Genomic DNA, 1761 nt, shown 5'->3' on the forward strand with positions numbered 1-1761 from the left:
TCAATAATATAATTTAGGCGATCGCTATTTTCTCAGACTAAATCCTCTTTCCTCTTAAATTACTTGAATCAAGTCTTTTCAAGCTATACATAAAAAAGATATAAACGGGTTAAAATCAGTGAATAATCCACTGATTTTAACCTCGATAAAACTTAAATTTAAACAGACAATAATTTTAGTTGTTCAAGTAAACTGGGTGATACATTCGAGTTTACTGAGACTATGTTCAAAGAAATTAAATTCTTTGATTAAAGAGGATTTGGCGATTATTTATATAAGTAGCTTATCATAACCGAATTTAGCATAAATCAAAATTTTAAAAATTTTACTGAGACTATGTTCAAAGAAATTAAATTCTTTGATTAAAGAGAATTTGGCGATTATTTATATAAGTAGCTTATCATAACCGAATTTAGCATAAATCAAAATTTTAAAAATTTTAGAGTATAATAAAAAAATCAACTAAGAGATAAAAATTAAATCAAATTCAGAAAATTATTTTCAAATAAAGATTGTTTATGACCGAAACTATTCAAATTCCTGAACAAATAGTAATAGATCTTAGTAAAATCCTGCAAATATTTGCCATCGCAGTCATAGGAATAGTCGTAGTTATCGTAATTCGCAAACTGCCTGAATTAATAGAGAGGATTATATCTACAGAAATTTCCGAAGCATATAAAATTATAATATCTCCAAATAAATCACTAATTGGAGTAGTAATTGCCATAGCCATATCTGAGATAACTCTTCTGGCTGTTACACCATATTCTCAGGTATATATTATAGAAATTACTCTGAGTTTAATTTTAACTATCACAACTACTTGGCTAGGTTCTCAATTTGCTAAAAAGTTTTTTGATGTTTATTTAATAGAAGCAGCATTTAGAAGCGATCAAAAAGCTAATAGTGACTTATTTGTAGTAGGTAAATTTATTGCTAACTTTATCATTCTTGTATTAGCTATTATCATTTTTGCTCAGACTCACCAAGTGAATGTATTTGGTATTATTGCTAGTCTAGGAGTAGGAGGTGTAGCAGTTGCTTTTGCTGCTCAAAATACTTTAAGTCAATTACTTGGTGGTATCGTACTTTATGTAGATAGACCTTTTGTAGTAGATGATTATATTGGTCTCCCAGATGGTACTTTTGGTAGGGTAGAATCAATTGGTTTACGCTCTACTAAAATCCGTTCTTCTGGTAAAGGTACATTAATTATTATTCCTAATAATTCTCTGACACAGGTAAATATTGAAAACTTTACCGCAGCCAAGAAAGTTATGTCGATTCTATACTTAACTTTTTATCGTCAGGTAGATATTGAAGAACAAGCATTAATACGTCAAGTTATCTTAGCAAGTACAAGTGATGTATTTGGCATAGAGCCTCGTAATACTGATATTACCTTTAAAAATTCACAGAATTCTAACTTACAAGATATAACTCAAGCCCAGATTACATTTTTTATTTTAGGTTCTGGTAAAGTATCTATGGATTTGCGTCGTCAAATGTTGGATAATGCTAGCCAAAGAATTACTTTGAAACTTAAGGAATATGGTATTGCTTTTGATATAGAGCAACCTAGTATCTATGTTGATTCACCAATTACAGTTTAATTGATTATGTTTTTTTCAAATATAATTAACAAGGTCAATCAGCTATCTGTTTTTTTGCAAGGTTCTAGCATTCCTCACTATCTAATTTTTTTTGTATTTGCCCTGGGAGCTGTATTGATAGGAAAATATACACCAGGAATAGTGA

1 protein-coding gene is annotated in these 1761 nt (G+C 29.4%); it reads left to right on the forward strand.

Annotated elements, in window-relative coordinates:
* Positions 1-518: 518 nt before the first annotated feature.
* Positions 519-1616 (forward strand): mechanosensitive ion channel family protein, encoded by a 1098-nt coding sequence (locus F6K13_RS31650; protein WP_124146268.1) that lies wholly within the window; start codon positions 519-521, stop codon positions 1614-1616.
* Positions 1617-1761: the final 145 nt, after the last annotated feature.

The organism is Okeania sp. SIO2B9, assembly GCF_010672505.1.
GTDB classification, from domain to species: Bacteria; Cyanobacteriota; Cyanobacteriia; order Cyanobacteriales; family Microcoleaceae; genus Okeania; species Okeania hirsuta.